We start from the raw sequence: 23125 nt of genomic DNA on the forward strand, positions 1-23125 counted from the left end.
ATGCGAATTGATAAATTTTTACATGCGATGCGCATTGGGACGCGGACTCAGGTGCGTCGGTTAATTAAAGATGGCCATATTAGTGCGAACGGCGAGCGGGTTTTATCAGGCAAACAACAAGTTAACCCGGTGAACGATGCCGTGTTTTTAGATGATGAACAAGTACGCTATCAACAATATTTTTACTATGTCATGAATAAGCCGGTTGGGGCAATTACGGCGACAACTGATGCGACCGATAAGACAGTGCTCGATTTGTTTAACAAAACGGATTATCGTGATGATCTGTTTCCGGTTGGTCGCTTAGATAAAGATACAGAAGGTATTCTGTTAATTACTAATGACGGCGGCTTGTCGCACGCGCTAGTTTCGCCAGCGCACCATGTCACCAAGGTCTATGAGGCCGAAGTCACCGGTGAAATTACGGCTGATCAAGTGGCTGGGTTTAATGACGGCTTAACACTAAAAGACGGCACCGAATTGCAACCAGCCCAGGCTGAGATTGTGGCGTTCCATGAAATTGAAAACTTTACCACGATTCGGATGATGATCCATGAAGGCAAGTATCATCAAGTTAAACGGATGATCGGGACTTTGGGTGAACGAGTCGTGCAATTGAAACGGATTAAATTTGGCTCATTGACGTTGCCAGTTGGCTTGTTAGCGGGAAATTATCGAGCATTGACCGATGACGAATTAGTCGCATTAAAGGCTGATGCTGGACAAACTGAATAAGATGATGTCAGTTACAAGACCGGGTTTTCAGAAGCGACATATTCTGAAAACCTTGTTTTTTTAGGCTCTTTTTTCTTATTGATGGCACAATTGTTTCAGATTTGTCTTTTTTTTGAAATGAAATAATGCTATTATAAACAAATAATACTTATGAACACTATTATTATTTACTTACTATTTGTAGCATTACTGGAGGGATTTGATGACGACGCAACAGCTATCCTTAGATTTACCGGTCTTCTTGATTCGGATTGTCATTGTGAGTTTTTTTAGTATTGGGTTTATCCAATTTTTTCAAAGAATTTGGAATGATGTTTTTGATAAGCCTAACCCCGTACGAACCACTTACTGGGGGAAACGGCTGCTGTTAACGGTACTGACAGTTGTTCTGGGTACCTTGATTCACTTGGATGCGATGTGGTTTATTCATAATGATTCGGCCATTATTTATCACAATTGGGCGTTGTTTGTCCTGATTTTGCCGTTATTATTTGATGGCTTTTCAAAATTAGAATTGGGTATTCAGATAGCAGCGTTAGTTAGTATCTGGGTCATGCATCATGATCCTAACCTCTTTGAGCCAGCTATTTTAATCGCTTTTGTGGTCTATATTTTACTGATTATATTACTAAAACGTTTCCGCCACGAAATTATGCGTAACTGGTGGCTGGGGGTTTTAGGTGCGAGTGTACTATCCGCGTTATTTTGGTTCACCGTGCCGGTACATTCCATGGGGATGCATGTGACGGTTGAGTGGGCGTTACAGGCAGTCATTCTCTATACCTTAATGGTGGCGTTTGTTTTAGGGTATTGGATTCGCCAGTATCGTGAAGATCAACATCGACGGCGATTAGAACGCCTGGCAGACTATGAGCGTGGCGTTGAGCATAATAGCTATGCCGATCACCAACAAGAATTGCAAACGATTTTTTCAACTGCCCAAGCAAATGAAAGCAAGTTGAGCTTTGCGACGTTTGATTTGGATAATCTAAAGGCCATTAATGATCGTTTTGGGCGACTAGCTGGTAATGCGGTCTTACTAGGCGTCGCTGAACTGATGAAACAATTGTTGGCTGACTCAAAAGTGGACTATCAACTTTTCTTAACCAGTGGTGAGGAGTACAACGTGATTTTCCCGGGTCGTAGTGCCCATGACGTTTTACCAATTGTCAGCGCCTGTTGGCAAGGTATTCGTAAGAGCGAGTTTGCTTACGAAGATCGGTTTATCACTGTAACAACCTCGGTCGGGGTAACAGAGGTACGTCAAGACGATACCACCATTAATAGTCTTTATAAGCGGGCCGATGATGCGTTATTGAAGAGTAAACAAGCTGGAAAAGACACAATTACGATTGACGGTGAGATTGTGGTTGAAAATCGTCATGAAAAAGATTTATCTGAATATTGTTATTTTTCACAAGGGGTCTATGATGTTCAAGATGACCAATTACCGATGTATTATCATGAATTGTTGTTGAGAACTTACGACGCTACTCAAAAGCGTTGGATCTTACCAGACTATTTTGAAATTCCTGTCTGGATGCAAATCACGTTGCTCAAAGAACTGATGGCGCATACGTCAATTCAACGGTTTAACTTGAATTTAACGGCGGCTCAGTTTAATGATATTGAAGTTGCTCAGGCATTGACTCAGTTCGCCAATAGTTCAGAAGGGCCAGAGCAGTTATCGATCGAAATCACAGATTTAAAGGACTCACAAACAACACGCCGAATTAGTGCCTTGTATCGGTCCGTCAATATGAAAATTTTGATTGATGATGTCGGTAGTGATAATTCGTTTGAATTGGTTAGTGGTGCATTGCCATATGTGAATGGCATCAAATTTGCAATGCAAAACTTGCGCCAAAGTACGAGTGAAGATGAATTGGCAGAACGTGTGGCTTTTTGGTTTAAGATTGCGCAAAAGAACCAGTTGAACTTTATTTTAGAAGGGGTCGAGACCGAAGCCGAATTAGCCATGGCGAAATCATTAGGCATTCCGTATGTGCAAGGCTATTTCTTTGGTAAGCCAGCACCAGTTAAAAGTTAGTCGTAGTGTTTGAAAAAAGGCGGTAGAAAATCCGATGATTTTCTACCGACTTTTTGAGTCATTTTTGACTATAACGGTGTAAATATTGTGGAATTAATGGCGTGATCTGATGTGGTAAGACAACGTATTTTTTTTGTGCGAGATCATCGGCAATCTGGCTATGAACGTAGACGGCACTTAAAATGGCCTTGGTAAAATCAGTGAATTGGGCACTAAAACCACCGACCATTCCGGCGAGTGTATCACCCATGCCACCGGTTGCCATCGCGGGTGTCCCGGCAATATTTTGCCAACTACTTATTCCTTGATAAATCGTTGTTTGATGACTCTTTACAACTGCGGTGACGCCGAGTTGCTGAGCCGCAGCTAAATTAGCAGTAGGTGTTTGGTCGACAATCGCTAGACCACTGAGTCGTTGCCATTCCATTTGATGCGGTGTGACAACAATTGAGCCTGCGGGTAACGGCTGTGAGTGGGTGGCTAGTAATGTAATCGCCGAGCCGTCAATCACGAGTCGCTGGGTGGCCGTTAATTCGGTTAAAACAGTTGTAAGTAGTTTTTTTGCTAAATCATCGGTACCCAATCCCGGGCCAATCACAATAACGGTCGCGGATTTAAGTTGTTGTTTAACAAAAGTGAGGTCAGTGTAGTCAACGACCATTGCTTCTGGTAATTGGGCATGAAGACTCGTGAAATTTTCAGGGTCAGTGGCAACCGTAACGAGGCCCGCACCACTATAAACTGCGGCAGTGGCGGCCATGATGATGGCGCCACCAAAATTTTGATTACCACCAATGAGCAGTAAGCGGCCATAAGTGCCTTTATGTGAGTCAGCTGGTCGTGGTGTAATCGTTTGTGCCACTAGGGCTGAGGTAATAGGTTTCATCGTTAAGCTTCCTTTCGTACTTTACGCTTAGTATAGCAGACTTGATAACGGTTGCTTAAGATTATTAACTTAGCGCAACCTATGCTAAAATTAACTTATAATAGAATTGGGAGGCACCAAAGATGACAATTGATTGGTCAACAGAAGCAGCTAAACGGCAAGATGATTACTTAGCCGACTTAACCACCATGTTACGCGTACCTAGTTTTCGCGATGATAGTCAGGCCACTGACGATGCACCATTGGGACCAGGACCTAAAAAAGCCTTGGAAACGTTCTTAGCTATCGCTAAACGTGATGGCTTTAAGACGAAAAATATCGACAACTTGGTCGGTTATGCGGAATATGGCGAAGGCGATGAAACGCTAGCCGTGTTAGCGCATGTGGATACGATGCCAGCTGGTAATGGTTGGGATACTGATCCATTTGAACCAACGATTAAAGATGGTAAGTTATATGCGCGGGGCGCATCTGATGATAAGGGACCTGGGATGGCTGCTTATTATGGGTTGAAGATGGTTAAAGACTTAGGCCTCAAATTAAACAAAAAAGTGCGTTTTATTGTCGGTACTGATGAAGAAAGTAACTGGACTGGGATGAAACGGTATTTTGAAGTTGAACCAGCGCCAACATTAGGCTTTTCACCCGATGCTGAATTTCCGTTAATTAATGGTGAAAAAGGGAACGTTAGTTTACAAGTTCATTTTGGCAACACTGATACGGGTGACTTTAACCTCGTTTCCTTTGAGTCTGGATTACGAGAAAACATGGTTCCTCGTGAAGCTGTTGCGGTCGTTTCAACAGATAACAATGAACAACTTGCGGCAGACTTTACGGCTTACTTGGATGAACAACCGGTTATTGGTGAATTAACGGTCGTCGATGCGGGCGTTCGCTTAGAAGTGATTGGGAAAGCTGCTCATGGGATGGAACCACGTAATGGGATTAATGCCGGGACTTATTTGGCTGATTTTCTACAACGTTATGCCTTTGCTGGCGATGCTAAAAACTTCTTAGGCTTTATTGCTGAAAAGTTACATGTGGATTCACGAGTTGAACACCTTGGCTTAGCCTTTACTGATGACGTAATGGGCGATTTGACGATGAATGTTGGTTTATTACACTTTGATCATCAAAACGGTGGCGACTTAACGTTGAATTTCCGTTATCCAAAGGGGATCGAACCAGCAACTTTAACTAAGGGTGTCAAAGCCGAATTACCAGCTGGCGCAACGGTTAGCCAAGGTGACTTCATGGTGCCACATTACGTTGACCCTGAAGATCCAATTGTGAAGGACTTAATGGACGTCTATCGTCGTCAAACAGGCGATGTTGACTCACAACCTGAAATCGTTGGTGGTGGGACATACGGTCGAATGATGGCACGTGGAGTGGCCTTTGGTGCCTTGTTCCCACATACTGAAGATACGATGCACCAAGCCAATGAATTCCAACCAGTTGCTGATTTAATGGCAGCGATGTCTATCTATGGGGAATCCATTGCTGTGTTAGCGACTGACAAGTAAGACCTTTTAAGGAGGGGATTGCCATGACAAATTACCAACAGATTCTGGTTGGCATCGATACATCACCGCAATCACAATTGGCGTTAGATAAAGCCATTGCGATTGCCCGTCAAAATCAAGCTGCTTTGGATATTGTGACTGTGATTAATACGGAAAAGTTTATCGGTATTACCCAAGGACCCATGGGATTTGGTGCGGCAACGCCCCAATTATTGCAGGAACTAACAAATAAACTGAAAGCAAATTTAGCGCGAGCACGTAAACAAGCGGTGGCGGCTGGCGTTGAACTGGTCCAAGTGCATTTGCATACAGGCAACTCCAAGTTGTTATTAGCGACCGAGTTACCGGCACTGTATGGAACGGATTTGATTATTGTGGGTGCAACGGGTTTGAATGCTGTATCACAATTCTTAATTGGATCCAACGCCACGTATGTTATGCGTAAAGCGAGTTGTGATACGTTGATTGTACGGACTGATTTACAACATCAGTTAGTGACACCACCGAAACGCTCACAGCGTAAAATTTAATGGTTTAGTTGAACCGACTAGCTGGAAATCCCCAGTTAGTCGGTTTTTTTGTGCTTTCATGAAAACTGAAATGAAAAAATGCGACCTTTTTACATAACTAATACTTAATCTTTACATCAAAACGACAATTTTGAAACGTCATCTGGCATGCTTTAGACAGTGATTGTGACGACAAATCACAAATTAAAACTATGAGGGAGTTAGGCATTTATGGGAATTGAGTTGCAGGGAATAACGAAGACGTATGACAGCAAGCAGGCACCAGTTTTGAGTGATATTAACGCTGAGATTCAAGACGGGGAATTATTTGTGATTGTTGGACCATCCGGTTGTGGGAAAAGTACCTTGCTGCGAATGATCGCAGGGATTATTCCCATTTCTGCTGGCGTATTAAAAATCAATGGGCAGGTAATGAATGGGGTCTCACCTAAGGATCGTAATTTGTCGATGGTTTTTCAAAGTTACGCCTTGTATCCCTTTCTAACCGTTGCTGACAATGTGGCGTTTGGCTTAAAAGCTCGCAAGATGGCACCTGCCGAAATTGAACAACGGGTTAACGATGCATTGAGCATGGTGGATTTAACTGAATACCGTGATCGTAAGCCGCGGGCGTTGTCGGGGGGACAACGGCAACGCGTGGCATTAGCCCGGGCAATCGCCAGTGATTCCAAAATTTGTTTGATGGATGAGCCACTATCAAACTTGGATGCACAATTACGTGTACAAATGCGTGCAGAAATTCGCGAACTTCAACGTAAACTTAATTTAACCTTGATCTATGTGACCCATGACCAAACGGAAGCGATGACGATGGCTGATCATGTGATGGTCTTACATGACCAACAAGTACAACAAATTGCTTCGCCGCTGACTATTTATAATCAACCAGCCAATTCATTTGTGGCTCAGTTCTTTGGCACGCCCCAAATCAATTTGTTAACGGCTAATACGGCGGGAACTCAGGCTTCACCTCGATTAACAATGACTAATGAATTGCAACTTGACTTAGATAAGCCATTAGCTGCTGGGACGTATACGGTTGGTATCCGCCCAAATGCCTTGAGCTGTCGCCCAGTTGCTGATGATGATGGCAATGCGACGGTCATTAATGTGGAAACTTTAGGTGATCAAACCATTATTGAAGCAGTCTTGGATGATGACACCGAAGTAAGAATTGTTGAAGCGGGTCAAGTTCATGTGGCCTTGGCACAACGAGTGTTGGTTACGGCCTTAGGACCAGCCTTTATCTTTGATGAAACTGACACCTTAATTGCTGAGAAAAGGGGGTTACAAGATGCTCGAGTCGTTGCCGTCAACTAAAAAAACACAACCAACGTCATCACATGAGCCCCAAGCACAACCGCAAGTAAAATCGCCAGTGGCTAGCTTTGAATTGCGAAAGAATGACAAATATTATGCATGGTTATTTTTAGGACCCTCATTATTGTTATTGAGTATTTTTGTGTTCTATCCTATGCTACGGACATTGTATCTAAGTCTATTTTTGACGGATAATTTTGGTGAACCAACCGTGTTTGTTGGCCTACAGAATTATCTTCATCTACTAAAATCGGCCCCCTATTTGGCTAGTTTAAAAGCAACAACGACTTACGTGGTTGGTGTCGCTAGTCTAACGATTGTCTTTGGCCTTTTATTAGCTGCGATGGCCAACCAAAAATTGCGTGGAATCGAATTTTTCCGGACAATTTTTACAGCAACTATGGGTGTGTCCGTATCTGTTTCAGCGATTTTTTGGTTATTCATGTTTAATCCCACTATTGGGGTTCTCAACCAAGTGATTATGTTCTTTGGTCATCAACCGATTGCCTGGCTAACAACACCAGGATGGGCGATGGTAGCGGTGATTGTGACGAGCGTTTGGATGCATTTAGGGTTTACCTTCCTGCTATTCTTTGGCGCGTTACAATCTGTGCCTAAGAGCTTGTATGATGCGGCGGATGTGGCTGGAGCCTCATCACGATACCAATTCTGGCATATTACGTTACCGATGATCTCGCCAACGATGTTTTTTGTGGCCGTCATTACGTTGATCTCAGCTTTTAAGAGTTTTGGTTTAATTGATCTGATGACTGCTGGTGGTCCCACAAATGCGACGAATTTATTAGTTTATCGAATTTATAAAGATGCGTTTATGAACGGTAATTATGCACAAGCCAGTACGGAATCCATTATCTTGGCGATTATTATCGCTTTGATTACGTTAATTCAATTTAAGTTATTAGCAAAGCGGGTGAACTACTAATGGAAAATGCCACGATGAACCGAGCCATGTTTAAACGGCGTTTGGGAAAGACGGCGAAATATACCATGCTATTGATTTTAGCGTTAATTATTATTTTCCCGTTTGTCCTTGGCCTTTGGACAAGCTTTTTACCCTCAATGGATATCGCTAAAGGGGCGCTTTGGAGTTCCCATTTATCGTTGAATAATTATGTTGCAGCCTTTACGCAAACTAAAATCTTGCAATATTTGCTGAATAGTCTAATTATTTCGACACTAGTGATGTTTGCCCATGTCTTTTTCTGTTCACTGGGCGCCTATGCGTTTGTTTTTCTAAAATTCAAATACCGTGATCAATTATTTTATGCGGTTCTAGCAACAATGATGCTCCCATTCGAAGCTGAAGTGATTCCTAACTTTGTGACGGTCAAATGTCTGGGCCTACTTAATCACTATTCGGTGATGGTCATTCCATTTTTAACCTCAGCTTTCGGGATCTTTATGTTGCGGCAAGCCTTTTTACAAATTCCACGAGATCTGAAAGAAGCGGCTGACGTCGATGGCTTGAATCATTGGCAGTTCTACTGGCGGGTTACGCTACCGTACGCAAAAATTAGTCTGTTTACGTTGGCAGCTTATAGCTTTTTAGGTAGTTGGAACCAATATCTCTGGCCGATGCTCACGACCTTTAGTGATCATTTGCGGCCAGTTCAAGATGGGTTACGTCAGTTACAATCAGAAGAAACGTTTAATGATTGGGACATGATTCAAGCCAGTGCCGCGATTGTCGTAATCCCAACGTTAATTGTGTTATTTATTGGCCAACATTACTTTAAGTCTGGGTTAAATGAGGGAGCTGTCAAATGACAAAATTAACAAACAGCTTAAAAAGATATTGGCAAGTTGTTGGTCTGGCTGTCATTGTGATCTTAGGTTTTAGTGTTTTTGGTTATGCGCGAACCCAAGTCCATGCTGCCAGTGGTCGGACGAAGATCGTCTTTTGGCACGAAATGAAGGGGCCCGGTCAAAAACAACTGAATAGCTTTATTACGGCTTTTAATAAGTCGCAAACCAAGTATGAAGTTGTCCCACAATTTCAAGGCAGTTATAACGCGGTGATTCAAAAGATTATGAATACGCATGGGACAACTGCATCACCAGCAGTCTTCCAATCAATGGATATCTCAAGTAGTCAAATGTATCACAGTGGGTATACGGTACCGGTACAAAAATTCATTGACCGTGACAATTATGATATTAGCCAAATTTCCTCAGTTGCCCGTGGGGTTGCCACTCGTAACAATAAATTATTGGCGATGCCATTCAATACGTCACAAACCACACTCTTTTATAATGCTGGTTTGTTGAAAAAGTATGGGATTAAACCATTACCTGTGAGCCCAAGCTATAGCGATATTTCACGTGTGTCAAGTCAACTTTATCAAAAATCCAACCATAAGATTAAAGGGATGAGTGTCGAAGCTTATTCATGGTTATTTGAACAATTCTTATCAAATGCCAATGAAGAATTTGCAAACCATCATGATGGTCACGTTGGTATTGCTGATAAAGTTAAGTTTACTGGGCCGGTTGCAATCGAATCTATGAAATGGTTACAAGGTCGAGTTAAAGCTGGTGATTTCATGAATTATGGTAATTCTAAGAATGAAATGGCGGCCTTTTTATCTGGCAAACTAGGCCTGTTTATGCAAACCTCTGCTGATACGAGTCTATTAATTAAAGGCCTAGGTAAAGATCTAGGTGTGACCTATTACCCGCATCCAGATGGGGTTAAGCCAAATGGTATTTCTGTTGGAGGTGCCTCAATGTGGATTGCTAATGATAAATCGGCAACCGTTCAAGAAGGGGCCTGGCAATTCATTAAGTTCTTAGTGAGTGCGCAAACGCAAGCTAAATGGGAAAAGGCGACTGGGTACTTGGCCATTAATAATAAAGCAACTCAGGAGCCAGTTTTGAAGCAACTCTATGCGAAGTACCCAATGACAAAGATTCCAGGAGATCAATTGAAGAGTGCCAAAGCTAATTACACCAACTCGGGTATCTTTGTTGATGGGGTTGTTGCGGCGCGAGCATTGATTGAAAATGCCATGCAACAAATTTATGCGGGCAAAGATGTTAAGCAGTCGTTGCAAACGGCTGAAAATTCGTACAACAAAGTGTTAAAATCAACTAACCGGGCTAATGGCCACGGCTAAACGGAAAGAGTTGAAATGAGAATGACAAGTCAATCATTAATTTATGGTCATCGTGGTGTACCAGTTAAGTTTCCTGAAAATTCATTGGCTGGTTTCGCGTATGCGATTAGTCAGGGCATTGATGGATTAGAATTCGATGTCCATTTAACTAAGGATCAAGTTCCGGTTATTATGCACGATGAGAAGATTGATCGAACAACGGATGGTCAGGGCGCGATTGCTGATTATACGTATGCTGAAATTCGTCAATTTCATCTAAAAAATGGTGAGCCAGTGCCCACATTAGCTGAGTTGCTAGCTTTAGTGAGTGGTGAACCTGTTCATCTGAACCTAGAATTTAAAACAGATAAACACTATTATCAAAATATTGAACGGATTGTCTTACACATGATCCATGAGACAGATCTGGTTTACCCAGTCGTGTTCTCTTCGTTTAATCTTAAAAGTTTGCAACGAGGACGAGCATTAGATCCAAACCAAAAGTATGCGTTTCTATCGTCAGCTAAAATTGGCGATCCAGAAGGTTTTGCAGCCGCTGAGCATCTAGAAGGATTACACTTAGAGCACTATCAAGCGATGCATGATGTTGCTGAACGTGTCTGGACCGTTGATGACCCAGCCGAAATGCGGCAATTGTTTGATAAACAGGTGAGTGGTGTGATTACCGATGATTTTGAGTTAGCACAGGATATTCGCGCAGCCGTTTAAAGTCGATCGTAACCCATCAAAAAAGCCATTACTAAGCTGTTTTAGCTTGGTAATGGCTTTTTTTGTCTGTTAGACGTTGGCTGGTTTACGGACCTTAGCTAATTCGGCATCGATTTGTGCCAAGACAGCTTGTTGGTTGTCAACTTTTTCCAAGTCATATTGTTGTAAGTCAATCTTCATCTTTGGACTAGCGTCGTATTCGTCGAACCACTTCCGATAAGCGGTCCACATCTTGTAGTAATAAGATTCCAATTCAGGATTGTTATCAAATTGTTCGTAATCACGACCACGTTTCTTGATCCGATATAAGATTGTTTCAAAGTCAGTTTCTGAATAAACCATCAAATCTGGTGCCTTTTTAGGTAATTCAGTTAGTTCCGTCATCATGTTATCGAGCAATTGAAGATAAACATTTAATTCTGTATCTGAAATATTACCTTCGGCGTTGTTTTCTTTAGTGAAGAGGGCATCTTCATAAATTGAACGGTCGAGGACGTTGTTGTCATCGGCTAATGCCTTCTTGATCATTGCAAAACGCTTGTTAAGGAAATAGATTTGTAATAGGAAACCATAGTTCTTGGGATCCGAATAGTATAGTGGCAACACCGGATTGTCGCCAACGGGTTCGTAGAAAGCTTTAGTTCCAAGGTGATCGGCGATTAAACCAGTTAACGTGGTTTTGCCGACCCCAATCATTCCTGCTGTTATTATCACCATGATAGCCCCTCTTTATAGAAAATTGCACAATATATTGTATCAAAAAAAGAAGCCCAATACTATATAGACTTTTGGCTAAAACTTTGCTTCAGGTCACTTTTATTGCTTTTTGGCCTGTTCTTTCAATAAGTCACGAATTTCACTTAAATATTGTTCAGACAAGTCTGGTGTTGGTTCCTCTTCAACTTCAGGTTCTTTACGAACGATCTTATTAATCACTTTCACCAGCAAAAAGACGACAATTGCAATGATGAAAAAGTTGATAATTGAATTGATAAAAGCCCCATATTTAAACGTGGCGTCACCAATCGAAACTTTCAAGTTAGACAGGTCAATCTGACCGAGAAAGATCCCAATTAATGGATTGATTAAATTGTTGGTCAAAGATTTAACGATGCCAGTGAAAGCTGACCCAATAATAACCCCAACGGCTAAGTCAATGACATTACCCCGCGCAATAAAAGTTTTAAATTCTTCAATCATAGTGTATAACTCCCTTCGTTTTTTACCTTAATTAGCATAGCAAAAAGTGATTGGAGCGGCAACCAAAAGGCCCATCGAGATTTGACGTGATGATTTTGATGGTTTAAGTGACGTTAGTTTTGTTGGTTGACGAACGGTGCAAGTGTTGATCATCTCAAGCCGGTTTCTTGTCACCTATAATGAAATTAAATCGTAATAAGTGTGGTGAGGGGAAATGATCAAGACTCAACATAAACAACTGATTTATTTCATTATATTAATGGGTGTCGTGAATTTATTTGCTGATATGACACATGAGGGTGCCCGCAGTATTTATGGCGCGTATTTGAGTTTTCAAGGTTTAACTGCAGCACAGATTGGTTTTGTCACGGGTGTCGGTGAGTTTATTGGTTATGGGTTACGCCTTATTTCGGGAAATATTGTGGATCGAACCCAGCGATACTGGCCCGCAATGACGATTGGTTTTGTGATCAATGTTTTGTCGGTACCAGCGCTAGTCTTTTGTAATCGTCAAGGATGGCTATTGGCTTGTGTTCTGATTATTAGTGAACGCGCAGGTCGTGCCATTCGGTTACCGGCTAATAATACGATGCTTTCTTTTGCCGGTTCACAAATGGGCAATGGTCGTGCTTTTGCATTAGAGGAGTTTTTGGATTCAATCGGCTCATTTCTGGGACCGGTGTATTTATATCTCATCATGACTTTGGGTGTTACCGCAACAACAAACTATCAGGCGTTATTTGCGTGGCTTATTGTACCAGCGATATTAACATTAGTCGCCTTGATGTTTGCGCATCAGCAGTTTCCACGTCCAGAAAAATTTGAACCTGATAAGGTGACGACCGGTCAGACTAAGATCGATGGCAATACTTGGTTGTACGTCATCGGCATTGTGAGTTTTGCGTTAGGATTCATGGATTTTCCAATTATAACGATGCATATTCAGCGACTAAATTTGGTTAGCAATATAAACTTGCCACTCTTGTATGCACTAGCCATGATTATCGGGGCGATAGCGACACTGGTCTTTGGTGGTGCTTATGATCGTTGGGGGATTAAGGTGCTAAGTTGGTCGACATTATTAGCAGCACCCTTCAGTGGGTTTATTTTCCTATCACATCATCTTTCAGTCATCTTAATTGGCATTGTGTTATGGGGAATCGGCATGGGGGCACAGGAATCTTTAATGGAGGCGATTGTTGGTGCAATGGTCGCCCGTCGTCAGCGCGCGCGTGCATTTGGCTTTTTCGATATGGTTTTTGGAATTGCGTGGTTTATCGGTAGTTGGTTATTAGGACTATTATATGATTGGTCATTGCCAATCATGGTTATTTGTTCAGTGGCACTGCAGCTAGTGGCAGCGAGTTGCTATTTAATCATTAATTGGCGAACAACAAAAATGGGGGCAGCATAATGAAAAAAATCACAGTGAATTTTATTCGGCATGGGGAAACTTATTTTAATGTATTCGATCGTTTTCAGGGCTGGTCGGATACGCCGTTGACAGCGCACGGTCATGCGCAAGCACAAGCAATCGGGGCGGTTGTTTCATCGCTGAAAGTTGATCACTTGTATGCGAGTGATATGACTCGTGCCCGAGAAACGGCGGCCGATATTTGTCAGGCTAATCATTGGGACGTGGCAAAAACAGTAACTTGTTTACCAAGTTTGCGAGAACATTTTTATGGTTGTTTTGAAGGCCAACCTCAGGCGGAAACTTGGCGTCAAATTGCACAAGTACATGGCCTACATAACTATTCAGAGCTTGTTCAGACCTATTCGGTGGATCAGGCTCAAGATTTTTTGAGTCAGCAGGATGCAAGTGGCTTTGCTGAAACGAGTGCTGATTTCTGGAACCGCTTTTTGGAAGGTGTTCAGACCATTATGAAGGCAACGCCAGATAATGGGGAAGTTCTGGTTGTCTCACATAGTTCGGTCATACGGGCCCTAGTTGGTCGTTATGCGCCACAACGATTAAATCCGATTACACCTGAAAATGGTAAACTCACTCGAATTTGTGTTTCTAAGCCATTTAATAAACCAATTGATTTTCGCGTCTTAGCTTACAATTGTACGACCATAAATGCAGCCAATAGTATTGGTACCGGGAGGCGACTAATATGATTGATACATTAATTATTTATGGAAGTGCCGAGAATACTGGTTTTGAGCAGTCGATTCTAACTTACTTTACGAGGGGACTATCTTTAAAAGGCCATCGTTTCCAAATTGTGCGTCTTGATGATCAAACGAGTTATCAAGCAGCTTGTATCGCTAATTATCAGGAAATTGTCTTCATTTGTGCGTTAGAGCATGGCTTGCCGGCAAAAACATTGCAAGTTGGACTTATGAGACTAGTCACATTGATTCAAAACGAATCCGTAGCTGATATAGCAAATCCCGCTGAAGCATTAGTAATTACGTATTCGCCAGAATCGACTTGGGCGATCAAACGACATTATGGTAATTTGATGCGACAGCCGCAGTTAACGCAGCTATTTACAGCATTAAAAATAAAAAAACAACGTTGGCTTAACTTAGGTAAGATTGAAGCTAAAAGTCAACGACAGAAGTCGCTGTTTTTGGAAGGGTTTTTGTTACCTTGAGGTCTGTTTCCTGATGATTAGCTATGTTGGACAGGTTAGTTGACGTTCTTACCGTTAATTCCGTTGACTAACACGGCATGTAAAAAGTGATTAAACGTTGTTTTTAAAATCAGCTTTTTTTCAAAAAATCCAAGAAAATAACAATTAGTTAGAACTGACTGTTAGACTGACAAATGATTAATTTTTATACATTATCAATAGAATGTGATGTAGCCGATGTTTTGACACTTCATTGTGAGGCAACGATTGCTGCAATTGATGAGATGCTTGCAATGGGTGTTAGGAATAATGAACTAGTAAGAACTTATTAGCCGATTAATGATATGACGTAAATGACATTAATATTACGATTATGTTACATAATCAATTGTTGACACATAACTGTAATAAAAGTATGATAAATGACATATTGAGATGGGGGTATTTACCAATGAAAAAAACACTAACTTTATTAACCGTAGTCGCATTAGCCTTACCATTAGCGATGGCAACCGTCCCCGCGAATGCACAAAGCATGACGGTCGCTGCCAATACACAAATTAAGCATATTACGTATACAATTGTTAGTCATAAGACGTTTAAAACCGCTAAAAATTATCATACGAACAGTCTGAAATCAACGGTTTATCAAGGACTGATTGCGGCTGATCAACCAACGATTAACTTAACGGCTAAAAGTCATTTAAAGGCTTATACAACCTATAAAGTCACGCAACAAGTCAAAGTCAAATTAACTAGTAAAAAACAAGCTAGTTTAAGTTACATTAAGGGTCACGGCTGGGTACGCACAGATACGTTAAGTGCTGGTAAATTAACAGCTACTAAATACATCATTTTATCAAGTAGCTTCTATAAGACAGCTAAAACTTATCATACCAAAGATGCGAAGCCAGTCGTTTATCAAGCAAGCATTGCGGCTGACCGACCAACCATGACTTTAAAGGCGAAGCGTAATCTAAAATCTTCAACCACCTACAAAGTGACAAAACAGGTTAAACTTAAAGCAACAACGAGCAAGAAAAATCGGACTTTTGTCTATGTTAAAGGTCAAGGGTGGGTCTTAAAGAGTAGTTTAACAGCAGGTCAGTTCAAACGTGCTGATTAATTAGGTCGAGATTTAAAGAAGCACAACATAGTGGGGACGTGTTGTAATCATTAAAACCAGCCTAGTTGCTAATCGCAACTAGGCTGATTTTTTTTGTAGCTTTGCTTAAGACTTGCTTCATAAGATTTGGCGATTGTGACTTTTTTAAGACGTTTAATCTTTATCCTTGACCTGGAGTCGGCTCCAGGTTTTATGCTGTGAAACAGTTACTAATTAACTTATCACAACAATTCTAGGAGGAATTAACTTATGAAATCTATCAATTGGCCAAGTCGTTATTTACCTGGGAACACCGATAATTTTGTTTCCAATGAAGTGATCGTTAAAAATCTGACGGTTGAACAAGTTTGGGCGTACCTTGTCGATACGAGTAAGTGGGAAGGCTATTATGACAATGCCGCTAATATTGTTTTAACCGATCAATCAACGTCTGATTTGCAACAAGGTGAACGGTTCCACTTTGATACGTTTGGTTTTCCAATCGAAGCGCAAGTTATGGAACTGGTGGAACCACAAGACAATCAAATTGCCCGAATCAGTTGGCATGGGTGGCAAGATGGCGATGAAAACACGGCGCTAGATGTTTATCACGCTTTCTTGTTAGAAGCGTTACCAGGTAATCGAGTACGCGTGTTAACCCAAGAATCACAACTTGGCAAACCAGCCGCTGATATGGCTAATGAAACCCCTAATCCAATGCTAAATGGACATCAAGCTTGGTTGGATGGTCTGGTCAATGCTGCTCGGAAAGGAGCCTAACGTCAATGACAAAAACATGGTTAGTTACGGGTACTTCTAGTGGCTTTGGTCGAGAATTAGCCACTTTATTAGCACAACAAACCGATGTTAACTTAATCGCAACTGCTCGGAAAATGAGCGATCTAGACTATTTGGATAACTTTGATCACGGACAAATTGCGAAAGCCCTATTGGATGTGACCAATGTGGATCAAATTGCGACTATCGTGAACCTGGCGCAAGACCGTTTCGGCGGTCTTGACGTTTTAGTTAATAATGCTGGTTTAGGCTACTTTGCAACGATTGAAGAAAGTGATGATGCGGCGGTGCGGCACATGTTTGACGTCAATGTATTTGGTTTAGCGGCGATGACTAAGGCTGTTTTACCAATTATGCGGCGGCAAAAGTCCGGGACCATTGTGAATTTATCATCGGCATTAGGGCTGGTCACGCTACCAACGATGGGTTATTATAGTGCCACGAAGTTTGCGGTAGAAGGTTATTCAGAAGCTTTACAACAGGAAGTTGCTGACTTAGGGATCGATGTGATGATCGTGGAACCGAGTGGTGCGCGGACGAATTGGGCGGGTAAGTCTTCACAAAAAGACGTCCCAACGATCGCGGATTATGCCCAGTTTAAAGATCAAGTTGCTGGGACCAATGCGAGTGCCGGCAGTGAACCTGGTGATCCTGAAGTGATTGCCCAGCTTATTTTTGAACAAGTGACAGCTGTCACGCCAACACCTAAACATTTACCATTAGGTCACTTTGCTTCGGCCGGGTCGCAAGCGCATTTAACGACCCTTTTAGCTGAAATCAAAGCGTTAAGCTCCTTATCGGACAGTGCCGATCACGCCTAGCTTGCTACCTAGAGCCTTTTAGCGTAAGCTCAAGGACAAGCTTATGAAAGTGAGGGTAACGTGATGGTTTATAGTATTGGTCAAGTTGCCAAAAAGTTAGGTGTCAGTATTGATACGCTGCGTTATTATGATAAATCAGGGTTGTTGCCATTTGTGAAACGCAATGCAGCCGGCCGTCGTGAATTCACGGCTAATGATTTGCATTTGATGCAGACAATTATGTGTTTGAAAAATGCCGGGGTGCCGGTCAACGAAATCGCTACGTTTGTGCAGTTGCGACTACGAGGCGATACGAGTCTGGATGAACGGTACCAACTGCTGATTGAGCATGAAAAAAATCTTAAAACCAAGATTTTGGACTTGCAGGAAACCTTGGCGTATTTACAATATAAAAAATGGTATTACGAAACGGCAGTCGCTGCTGGCACGGAAACAATTCACTTTGTGCCAGGCACGAATGAGGTTGATCCAGACCTAGCCCGGCAATACCAACAACATCTAATGGCAATTGGTGATACGACGACATTAGCATTATTTAATGAGGTCGTCGATGTACCAGCGAAGAATTAACAAAAACGGGTATCTCAGCTTATCATGCTGAGGTACCCGTTTTTTACTAAATAAAGGCTGATTAATCGTTAAAACGAATTGTCATCCAAACGCTACTAATGATTAAAAGGCAGCCAATGAAAAATCCCCAAGTGATGGTCTCTCCTAAGCATAGCCAACCAAGTAAGGTACCCGCAATTGGTTGGAGTAAAAAGAATAATCCCGAACGGCTCGCCTCGATAAGCTGTAGTCCCTGATTCCACATTATAAAGGCTACAGCAGTTGAAATGCATCCCAGATATAATAAGCAACCAATAACTATTGGATTAGCAAAATTAATCGACATTAAAGTCTGGCGTTGAACCAGGATAACTGGTGATAGCACTATTAATGCCACTAAGGTTGCGAATAAAGTGATTTGTAGGCTGCTATATTGTGGTGAGACTTTTTTGACAAGAACTGACATTAAGGCCCAGGTTACGGCGGCCACAAGCAGTGATAATATGCCTAAAAATATATTTTTGCCTTGAAAGTGGATGCCAATAATCATAATGACACCAACGGTTGCCATCATCACCGATAGGATTTTTAGGTGAGTGAGGCGTTCATGGAGAATTGCCCAGGCAAAGATAATCATGAAAGTCGGTGTTGATGAGGTAACAACGGCCCCGGTTTGAGCGGTGGATAGCCAAGTCCCAGTCTCTTGAGCAACAATCGAAATGGTATTACCAATCAAACCGATAAGTATTAATAGGTATAGATCATGTTTTGTAAAGTGCCAATGTTCATGACGCAACCATGAAGTAAGTCCTAGAATAACTGCAGCAATTAAATAGCGTAGCCAAACCAGTTGGATCGGTGGAATTATTGTGACAACTACTTTAACAACGACAAACATCCCACCCCAGATAATAGCGGCCGTACTGAGCAATAGTGTCCCTAATAGTGTTTTTGATTTCATAGTTAATGTTCCTCCGCATGTGATTTTAAATAACAAGCAAATCATCAGCGGACTAACCGCTGACTAACGGTTAGCTGGAACATCACATTCATTTAATGGTGAAAAGATCAATGGTGACACTTCCTCTCGGTGTGTTGGTTCTGATAAAAACTTAGTATAACATGTAGGGATATTCGTTGCGAGTGCCAACATGTAGGGTCAGTAGCGATGGTCATTAGATCATTGGGTGTTGGCTTTTTTAGTATCGTGACTGATGACTTAGTTAGTTAACCGTTACTTTTTGGATTGTGCGACAAATTGGTAAAAGTAAGTTGTTTCAATGCGTCATGACCGGATAATTGATATTAATTGACTTATAATCAACGCAAAGCTTTGATTCAGTCAATATGAGGGGGATTGGCATGACACAGCCGATTTTAGTCGTTAAACAGTTGACTAAAAATTATAAGCATCAAGTTGTCCTACACAATGTGAGTTTTAACTGTACGCAGGGGCATATCATTGGCTTAAATGGAATCCGATTAATCTGATGAACTTTTCATCTCAATTAGCTGTACCATCAATAGAGTAAAATGACGCAATTGTCGAATGTTCAGTTGTTTTGGGGAAATATTATCTATATCGTGATTTTTCTGGCATTGGATTTAATGCTGTTTCGAAAACGTGAAGTTTAAAACTTAGTTGATTTTAGGAAGTCTGTCAAGAGTTATCAGGTCATTAATGACTCGTGACAGACTTTTTGTTTGGCTTTGTAGTGAATCAATGAAGTTTTAACGCAACTTGATCAGCAACTTAATGCATGCTTGGATTAGTGGCGCTATTGTTGGTATCGGCAATGATCCCTGCTTTTGCTTGTGCGCTTGTTGATCCAGCGATAGTGCAACCCAAAACGACTGATGCACCTAATAATGTCAGATAAACTAGTCTTTTCATGATAAATGATTCGCCCGAAGCGTTATTTGTTAAGTTCCAGTATAAAACAGGATAGAACCAGATACTAGATAAGCCTGAGTGGACTGAATATTCGGTCATTTTCTAATTCAATTTTTTAGAAAAATATTGGCAATAACTAAATGATCATTTAGTATAAAACACATGCGAAAGATAGATGAACAAAAGAAGCAATTGATTGAACAGACTGTTTTTGTGATTACCAAGGAAGAGGGGATTCAAGGATTATCGTTTGGTAAGATAGCAAAACGAGCCCAAGTCAGTTCTGGTGCACCGTATGTTTACTTCAAAGACAAAACAGATATGTTGTCACAACTGTATTTGAAGGTCAAACTTTTGGCTGATGATCATTTACAGCAGGACATTGATAAAGGTAAAACGATTGAAGAAAAGCTGTTCTTAAGTGTGAATCACTTTGCACGGGTGTACGCTAATTATCCATTAGAGGCGAACTTCATGACGGAGATTAGGGCTAATCCGAAACTAGTCACCGCTGAAGTGAGAGCGGCTGGTAATCGTTCGGCTAAACCATTAGTTGAGGTGATGCAGGCAGCGATTGCGCAAGATTGTGTGACAACGACTAATGTTGAGTATGCGACGGTGTTACTGTTTGCGCCGTTCATGATGTTATTGTCGGAGCGGGCGGCGGTAGGACAAACTGCTAGTTTGGATGAACTGGAAGCAGTCGTGCATTTAGCCGTTGAGGGTATTTTGAAAAAATAAAGTGAAGAAACGCTTTATTTTTTGCTATTTAACTAAATGATTGTTTAATTAAAAGGAGACGTTACACTTGCAAATAACTATTTTTGGCGAAACCGGTAGTGTTGGTGATTACCTGATTGATGAAGCGCTCCGTCAAGGTCATACGGTTGTGCCAGTGAGTCGGCATCAGCATACCGCTGACACGCGCATAGCAGTGAAGTGGCAAACGGTTGATTATGACGATATTGCTAGTCTTGCTAAAACAATGGCTGGCAGTGATGCGGCTGTCATTTCATTGGGGGATTATAGCGTGGTGAAACCGACTGAACATATTCTGCTTGCGATGAAGCAAGTTGGTGTGACTCGAGTCGAAATCATTACTGGATTCGGAACTAGTCCAGCAAGTCGTCAACAATTAAGTCTCGGCATGCGAGCGGTGATATTAGGCAAGCATCCGATGTTAGTAACGAAAGAGAAACAAGATAAGGTGGTTCGGCAATCTGGATTGGATTTTACGATTATTCAGCCGCCAACGCTGACGTTCGGACCGGCCACCCATGCTTATCGCTATGGCGATTATCCGCATAAGTCAATTCGAGGTAGTATTTCGCGGGCTGATCTAGCTGAGTTTATGATCACTAATCTGAGTGAAAATCGGTACCATCAAGAATCAGTATATATTCAAAACTAAATGAAATTATAAGGAGATTATGAAAATGCAAAAGAAAACAGTTTTAATTACCGGTGCTTCAAGTGGGATGGGCTACGCGGCGACAATGTTGTTTGCCCAAAAAGGTTGGGAAGTCTATGCTGGTGCTCGACGAGTGGATAAGATTCCAACTGGAAGTGGGATTCACCCAGTAAAATTAGACGTTACTGACGCAGTTTCAAGAGCGGCATTTGTACACGCAGCCCAAGTTGAGGGCAGCTTAGATGTGTTGATCAATAACGCTGGTTATGGCGAATATGGACCATTAGAAGAAGTGAGCTTAGCACATGCCCATAAACAATTAGAAACGAATTTGTTTGGCGCGACCGAATTAACGAAGTTGGTATTACCGACAATGCGTCGTCAACGTTCAGGTCGGATTGTTAACATCTCCTCAATTGGGGGTGACATGTATTCGTCATTAGGTGGCTGGTATCATATTGCCAAACACGGTTTGAATGTTTGGTCAGACGTCTTAGACACGGAAATCAGACAATTCGGACTACGGTCGGTTATTGTTGAACCAGGTGGTACCGCATCGTCATGGAGTGAGATTGCTATGGGATCGATTAAAAATAACCTCTCACCAAATACACCCTATCAAACGTTAGTAGATGGCACCTTAAAGATGATTACTAATGTGGGCAGTCATTCTTCCGCAACCTCAGAAGATTTGGCTAAAGTTTTCTATCGGGCAGCAACGGATCAGCGCGCAAAACGGCGTTATTACTATAATTTTAGTGATCGCATGATGGCACGGATGGCACGTGTTCATCCAGAAATTTTCCATCAAGTGGTCATGCGGATGTCTGCGCGGGCCATTCGCTAGCGTTGGTGTTAAGAAAATTAAGCTTTTGAGTTCAACGATTAATCGGCAAAATGAATGTTGCTCCATTACCAATGATTAAGAGACAGCCAACGAAAACGGTCCAATTTACACTAATCATGATGTATTTGATTTTGAATAGACTGACGAGGAGATGGCGCCAAAAAGGTTCTGAATGAATGGAAATTATGTCGACTCATTCAGAACTTTTATGTTTAAATCAATTGATATTCAATAGAGATTTGATTGGAACTAGCCTTGGTTGTTAAGCGTTCCGCAAGATTTAATTGCCAATAGTTATCAGCGATTTTTAATTGTTGCTGATGGACAGTTTTCTGAATCTTAGCTAAGGCGGCCATAATATCAACGCGTTCACTGGATGCCGTCATCACTAAATATCTGCCGGCTGGTCGCGTAATAATGGGTACCGTAGTTTGTTTTGTATTGCTAACGGTTTTAATGATGCGGAAGTTGGCTTCGGGATAGTGTTCAGGTGAGCTGTCTTTGAGTGCAGTTAAAAAGCCAGATTCTTGTTTATTAAGCAACTTCAGGGGATTAATTAAGCGATAAAATTCCTGATAAAGCTGACTAATATCATCGTCGGTGCAGCCAACAGATTGTGATGAACACCAAAAATCAGTAGCCGGTCGTTCAATAATGGTTGGGGTCAACGTCATCGTTGGAATTGCAGATTGCGGATGTTCGTAACGTTCAGTCAGCACCGTTTGTAATTCAGTTAAATTCGTGATTTCAGATTGGATTTTGGCAAGTGTTTGTTGTAATTGTTGATCCAAGCTTTCCGGTTGTTGCTGTGCTTGTAGGTGTTTAATATCTTTGACTGATAAACCGAGCTTACGTAATTGTAAAATGAATTTTAATTGATAAAGCTGATCATAATCATAGTAACGATAGCCATTAGGAGCAACTTTGGCTGGTTTGAATAATTCATTCTCGTCATAAAAGAGTAACGTACGCCGGGTCGTACCAGCTAAAGCGGCAAATTTTCGAATTGTTAACATTTTTTCA

At 41.6% G+C, this 23125-nt stretch carries 26 protein-coding genes; 20 read left to right on the top strand and 6 right to left on the bottom strand.

What is annotated here, in order from left to right:
• Nucleotides 1-735 (top strand): 16S rRNA pseudouridine(516) synthase, encoded by a 735-nt coding sequence (locus FFM84_RS00215; protein WP_130846096.1) that lies wholly within the window; start codon nucleotides 1-3, stop codon nucleotides 733-735.
• A 202-nt stretch (nucleotides 736-937) separates the two neighbouring features.
• Nucleotides 938-2785 (top strand): GGDEF and EAL domain-containing protein, encoded by a 1848-nt coding sequence (locus tag FFM84_RS00220; protein ID WP_130846095.1) that lies wholly within the window; start codon nucleotides 938-940, stop codon nucleotides 2783-2785.
• Nucleotides 2786-2843: 58 nt separating this feature from the next.
• Here the strand turns inward: FFM84_RS00220 and FFM84_RS00225 are convergent, their stop codons facing one another.
• On the bottom strand, nucleotides 2844-3671 hold the full coding sequence (locus tag FFM84_RS00225; protein ID WP_130846094.1) for an NAD(P)H-hydrate dehydratase: 828 nt from the start codon (nucleotides 3669-3671) through the stop codon (nucleotides 2844-2846).
• Nucleotides 3672-3793: 122 nt separating this feature from the next.
• On the opposite strand from FFM84_RS00225, the gene pepV reads away from it, so the two are divergent.
• The 7 genes from pepV to FFM84_RS00260 all read left to right on the top strand — a co-directional run bounded on the left by pepV (nucleotide 3794) and on the right by FFM84_RS00260 (nucleotide 10892).
• The gene (pepV, locus tag FFM84_RS00230; protein ID WP_130846093.1) at nucleotides 3794-5197 is read left to right on the top strand and encodes a dipeptidase PepV; all 1404 of its coding nucleotides are present in this window, start codon (nucleotides 3794-3796) and stop codon (nucleotides 5195-5197) included.
• Nucleotides 5198-5220: 23 nt separating this feature from the next.
• Nucleotides 5221-5727, top strand: a complete 507-nt coding sequence (locus tag FFM84_RS00235; protein WP_130846092.1) for a universal stress protein — start codon at nucleotides 5221-5223, stop codon at nucleotides 5725-5727.
• Between the two features lie 210 nt (nucleotides 5728-5937).
• On the top strand, nucleotides 5938-7047 hold the full coding sequence (locus FFM84_RS00240) for an ABC transporter ATP-binding protein (protein ID WP_130846091.1): 1110 nt from the start codon (nucleotides 5938-5940) through the stop codon (nucleotides 7045-7047).
• Complete coding sequence (locus FFM84_RS00245) at nucleotides 7022-7990, top strand: carbohydrate ABC transporter permease (RefSeq protein WP_130846090.1); 969 nt, start codon at nucleotides 7022-7024, stop codon at nucleotides 7988-7990. The genes FFM84_RS00240 and FFM84_RS00245 overlap by 26 nt, the downstream gene beginning before the upstream one ends.
• Entirely contained in the window at nucleotides 7990-8835 is an 846-nt protein-coding gene (locus FFM84_RS00250) for a carbohydrate ABC transporter permease (RefSeq protein WP_130846089.1), read from the top strand. The genes FFM84_RS00245 and FFM84_RS00250 overlap by 1 nt, the downstream gene beginning before the upstream one ends.
• Complete coding sequence (locus FFM84_RS00255; RefSeq protein WP_130846088.1) at nucleotides 8832-10184, top strand: ABC transporter substrate-binding protein; 1353 nt, start codon at nucleotides 8832-8834, stop codon at nucleotides 10182-10184. Before FFM84_RS00250 ends, FFM84_RS00255 begins: the two co-directional genes overlap by 4 nt.
• A gap of 21 nt (nucleotides 10185-10205) precedes the next feature.
• On the top strand, nucleotides 10206-10892 hold the full coding sequence (locus FFM84_RS00260) for a glycerophosphodiester phosphodiesterase (RefSeq protein ID WP_130846087.1): 687 nt from the start codon (nucleotides 10206-10208) through the stop codon (nucleotides 10890-10892).
• 69 nt (nucleotides 10893-10961) lie between these two features.
• On the opposite strand, the gene FFM84_RS00265 is transcribed toward FFM84_RS00260, so the two are convergent.
• Entirely contained in the window at nucleotides 10962-11609 is a 648-nt protein-coding gene (locus FFM84_RS00265; RefSeq protein ID WP_130846086.1) for a deoxynucleoside kinase, read from the bottom strand.
• Nucleotides 11610-11708: 99 nt separating this feature from the next.
• A complete protein-coding gene (gene mscL, locus FFM84_RS00270) occupies nucleotides 11709-12092 on the bottom strand; it encodes a large-conductance mechanosensitive channel protein MscL (protein WP_130846085.1) in 384 nt (127 codons plus the stop codon).
• A 214-nt stretch (nucleotides 12093-12306) separates the two neighbouring features.
• On the opposite strand from mscL, the gene FFM84_RS00275 reads away from it, so the two are divergent.
• The 7 genes from FFM84_RS00275 to FFM84_RS00305 all read left to right on the top strand — a co-directional run bounded on the left by FFM84_RS00275 (nucleotide 12307) and on the right by FFM84_RS00305 (nucleotide 17971).
• Nucleotides 12307-13506 carry an MFS transporter gene (locus FFM84_RS00275; RefSeq protein ID WP_130846084.1) on the top strand — a complete coding sequence of 400 codons (1200 nt, stop codon included), beginning with the start codon at nucleotides 12307-12309 and terminating at the stop codon, nucleotides 13504-13506.
• On the top strand, nucleotides 13506-14216 hold the full coding sequence (locus FFM84_RS00280; RefSeq protein WP_130846083.1) for a histidine phosphatase family protein: 711 nt from the start codon (nucleotides 13506-13508) through the stop codon (nucleotides 14214-14216). The genes FFM84_RS00275 and FFM84_RS00280 overlap by 1 nt, the downstream gene beginning before the upstream one ends.
• Nucleotides 14213-14698, top strand: coding sequence for a hypothetical protein (locus FFM84_RS00285; protein ID WP_130846082.1), 486 nt, complete (start codon nucleotides 14213-14215; stop codon nucleotides 14696-14698). Before FFM84_RS00280 ends, FFM84_RS00285 begins: the two co-directional genes overlap by 4 nt.
• A 430-nt stretch (nucleotides 14699-15128) precedes the next feature.
• A complete protein-coding gene (locus FFM84_RS00290) occupies nucleotides 15129-15803 on the top strand; it encodes a hypothetical protein (RefSeq protein ID WP_130846081.1) in 675 nt (224 codons plus the stop codon).
• A gap of 249 nt (nucleotides 15804-16052) precedes the next feature.
• The gene (locus FFM84_RS00295; protein ID WP_130846080.1) at nucleotides 16053-16562 is read left to right on the top strand and encodes an SRPBCC domain-containing protein; all 510 of its coding nucleotides are present in this window, start codon (nucleotides 16053-16055) and stop codon (nucleotides 16560-16562) included.
• A 5-nt stretch (nucleotides 16563-16567) separates the two neighbouring features.
• A complete protein-coding gene (locus FFM84_RS00300; RefSeq protein ID WP_130846079.1) occupies nucleotides 16568-17401 on the top strand; it encodes an SDR family NAD(P)-dependent oxidoreductase in 834 nt (277 codons plus the stop codon).
• A gap of 63 nt (nucleotides 17402-17464) precedes the next feature.
• On the top strand, nucleotides 17465-17971 hold the full coding sequence (locus FFM84_RS00305; protein WP_130846078.1) for a MerR family transcriptional regulator: 507 nt from the start codon (nucleotides 17465-17467) through the stop codon (nucleotides 17969-17971).
• A gap of 61 nt (nucleotides 17972-18032) precedes the next feature.
• Here FFM84_RS00305 and FFM84_RS00310 read toward each other — a convergent pair whose 3' ends face one another.
• Complete coding sequence (locus FFM84_RS00310; RefSeq protein ID WP_130846077.1) at nucleotides 18033-18911, bottom strand: DMT family transporter; 879 nt, start codon at nucleotides 18909-18911, stop codon at nucleotides 18033-18035.
• A 401-nt stretch (nucleotides 18912-19312) separates the two neighbouring features.
• Here FFM84_RS00310 and FFM84_RS16365 point away from each other — a divergent pair, with 401 nt between their 5' ends.
• Entirely contained in the window at nucleotides 19313-19441 is a 129-nt protein-coding gene (locus FFM84_RS16365; protein WP_263854334.1) for a P-loop NTPase family protein, read from the top strand.
• 262 nt (nucleotides 19442-19703) lie between these two features.
• On the opposite strand, the gene FFM84_RS16020 is transcribed toward FFM84_RS16365, so the two are convergent.
• Nucleotides 19704-19844 carry a hypothetical protein gene (locus FFM84_RS16020; RefSeq protein ID WP_165444319.1) on the bottom strand — a complete coding sequence of 47 codons (141 nt, stop codon included), beginning with the start codon at nucleotides 19842-19844 and terminating at the stop codon, nucleotides 19704-19706.
• Nucleotides 19845-20006: 162 nt separating this feature from the next.
• On the opposite strand from FFM84_RS16020, the gene FFM84_RS00315 reads away from it, so the two are divergent.
• From FFM84_RS00315 to FFM84_RS00325, 3 genes are all read left to right on the top strand, one after another.
• A complete protein-coding gene (locus FFM84_RS00315; RefSeq protein WP_130846076.1) occupies nucleotides 20007-20585 on the top strand; it encodes a TetR/AcrR family transcriptional regulator in 579 nt (192 codons plus the stop codon).
• Nucleotides 20586-20652: 67 nt separating this feature from the next.
• The gene (locus FFM84_RS00320; protein WP_130846075.1) at nucleotides 20653-21255 is read left to right on the top strand and encodes an NAD(P)-dependent oxidoreductase; all 603 of its coding nucleotides are present in this window, start codon (nucleotides 20653-20655) and stop codon (nucleotides 21253-21255) included.
• Nucleotides 21256-21280: 25 nt separating this feature from the next.
• Nucleotides 21281-22102, top strand: a complete 822-nt coding sequence (locus FFM84_RS00325) for an SDR family NAD(P)-dependent oxidoreductase (RefSeq protein WP_130846074.1) — start codon at nucleotides 21281-21283, stop codon at nucleotides 22100-22102.
• A 212-nt stretch (nucleotides 22103-22314) separates the two neighbouring features.
• Here FFM84_RS00325 and FFM84_RS00330 read toward each other — a convergent pair whose 3' ends face one another.
• Nucleotides 22315-23118 carry a MerR family transcriptional regulator gene (locus FFM84_RS00330; protein ID WP_130846073.1) on the bottom strand — a complete coding sequence of 268 codons (804 nt, stop codon included), beginning with the start codon at nucleotides 23116-23118 and terminating at the stop codon, nucleotides 22315-22317.
• Nucleotides 23119-23125: the final 7 nt, after the last annotated feature.

The sequence above is a fragment of the Lactiplantibacillus mudanjiangensis genome (genome assembly GCF_005405385.1).
Taxonomy (GTDB): Bacteria; Bacillota; Bacilli; order Lactobacillales; family Lactobacillaceae; genus Lactiplantibacillus; species Lactiplantibacillus mudanjiangensis.

Excerpts from the sequence above, each read along its gene's own strand:
- FFM84_RS00215 (WP_130846096.1), top strand. The coding sequence starts at position 1 with ATGCGAATTGATAAATTTTTACATGCGATGCGCATTGGGACGCGGACT.
- FFM84_RS00220 (WP_130846095.1), top strand. The coding sequence starts at position 938 with ATGACGACGCAACAGCTATCCTTAGATTTACCGGTCTTCTTGATTCGG.
- FFM84_RS00225 (WP_130846094.1), bottom strand. The coding sequence starts at position 3,671 with ATGAAACCTATTACCTCAGCCCTAGTGGCACAAACGATTACACCACGA.
- pepV (WP_130846093.1), top strand. The coding sequence starts at position 3,794 with ATGACAATTGATTGGTCAACAGAAGCAGCTAAACGGCAAGATGATTAC.
- FFM84_RS00235 (WP_130846092.1), top strand. The coding sequence starts at position 5,221 with ATGACAAATTACCAACAGATTCTGGTTGGCATCGATACATCACCGCAA.
- FFM84_RS00240 (WP_130846091.1), top strand. The coding sequence starts at position 5,938 with ATGGGAATTGAGTTGCAGGGAATAACGAAGACGTATGACAGCAAGCAG.
- FFM84_RS00245 (WP_130846090.1), top strand. The coding sequence starts at position 7,022 with ATGCTCGAGTCGTTGCCGTCAACTAAAAAAACACAACCAACGTCATCA.
- FFM84_RS00250 (WP_130846089.1), top strand. The coding sequence starts at position 7,990 with ATGGAAAATGCCACGATGAACCGAGCCATGTTTAAACGGCGTTTGGGA.
- FFM84_RS00255 (WP_130846088.1), top strand. The coding sequence starts at position 8,832 with ATGACAAAATTAACAAACAGCTTAAAAAGATATTGGCAAGTTGTTGGT.
- FFM84_RS00260 (WP_130846087.1), top strand. The coding sequence starts at position 10,206 with ATGACAAGTCAATCATTAATTTATGGTCATCGTGGTGTACCAGTTAAG.
- FFM84_RS00265 (WP_130846086.1), bottom strand. The coding sequence starts at position 11,609 with ATGGTGATAATAACAGCAGGAATGATTGGGGTCGGCAAAACCACGTTA.
- mscL (WP_130846085.1), bottom strand. The coding sequence starts at position 12,092 with ATGATTGAAGAATTTAAAACTTTTATTGCGCGGGGTAATGTCATTGAC.
- FFM84_RS00275 (WP_130846084.1), top strand. The coding sequence starts at position 12,307 with ATGATCAAGACTCAACATAAACAACTGATTTATTTCATTATATTAATG.
- FFM84_RS00280 (WP_130846083.1), top strand. The coding sequence starts at position 13,506 with ATGAAAAAAATCACAGTGAATTTTATTCGGCATGGGGAAACTTATTTT.
- FFM84_RS00285 (WP_130846082.1), top strand. The coding sequence starts at position 14,213 with ATGATTGATACATTAATTATTTATGGAAGTGCCGAGAATACTGGTTTT.
- FFM84_RS00290 (WP_130846081.1), top strand. The coding sequence starts at position 15,129 with ATGAAAAAAACACTAACTTTATTAACCGTAGTCGCATTAGCCTTACCA.
- FFM84_RS00295 (WP_130846080.1), top strand. The coding sequence starts at position 16,053 with ATGAAATCTATCAATTGGCCAAGTCGTTATTTACCTGGGAACACCGAT.
- FFM84_RS00300 (WP_130846079.1), top strand. The coding sequence starts at position 16,568 with ATGACAAAAACATGGTTAGTTACGGGTACTTCTAGTGGCTTTGGTCGA.
- FFM84_RS00305 (WP_130846078.1), top strand. The coding sequence starts at position 17,465 with ATGGTTTATAGTATTGGTCAAGTTGCCAAAAAGTTAGGTGTCAGTATT.
- FFM84_RS00310 (WP_130846077.1), bottom strand. The coding sequence starts at position 18,911 with ATGAAATCAAAAACACTATTAGGGACACTATTGCTCAGTACGGCCGCT.
- FFM84_RS16365 (WP_263854334.1), top strand. The coding sequence starts at position 19,313 with ATGACACAGCCGATTTTAGTCGTTAAACAGTTGACTAAAAATTATAAG.
- FFM84_RS16020 (WP_165444319.1), bottom strand. The coding sequence starts at position 19,844 with ATGAAAAGACTAGTTTATCTGACATTATTAGGTGCATCAGTCGTTTTG.
- FFM84_RS00315 (WP_130846076.1), top strand. The coding sequence starts at position 20,007 with ATGCGAAAGATAGATGAACAAAAGAAGCAATTGATTGAACAGACTGTT.
- FFM84_RS00325 (WP_130846074.1), top strand. The coding sequence starts at position 21,281 with ATGCAAAAGAAAACAGTTTTAATTACCGGTGCTTCAAGTGGGATGGGC.
- FFM84_RS00330 (WP_130846073.1), bottom strand. The coding sequence starts at position 23,118 with ATGTTAACAATTCGAAAATTTGCCGCTTTAGCTGGTACGACCCGGCGT.